This window comes from Streptomyces sp. NPDC005483 (assembly GCF_040606035.1).
Classification (GTDB): Bacteria; Actinomycetota; Actinomycetes; order Streptomycetales; family Streptomycetaceae; genus Streptomyces.
This window is the reverse complement of the sequence record NZ_JBEXEA010000075.1, coordinates 1-203: the sequence shown is the minus strand read 5'-3', so window position 1 is coordinate 203 and position 203 is coordinate 1. Positions and strand designations below refer to the sequence as shown.

Sequence of the window (203 nt, the reverse complement as noted above, 5' to 3'; positions counted from 1 at the left end):
CGGTCGACCGGGGCGGCTGGTTCGCGGTCGCGTCGGCGATGGGCTCACGCGCGTGTGCGGCACCGCCTCCGCCCAGGCCCGTGTCGGTGTGGTCAGTCGGTGCCGGGTGTGCCGGCTGTGGCGTTCGCGGCGCGGCGGTATTCGGCGTTGATGCGCTGGGCTTCCTCGAGTTGGTCTTCGAGGATGACGATGCGGCAGGCGGC

General features: G+C 72.9%; 1 pseudogene. It reads right to left on the bottom strand.

Annotated elements, in window-relative coordinates:
* Window positions 1-92 precede the first annotated feature (92 nt).
* Window positions 93-203 (bottom strand): annotated as a pseudogene (locus ABZT06_RS49130) (MerR family DNA-binding transcriptional regulator); the annotation flags it as partial.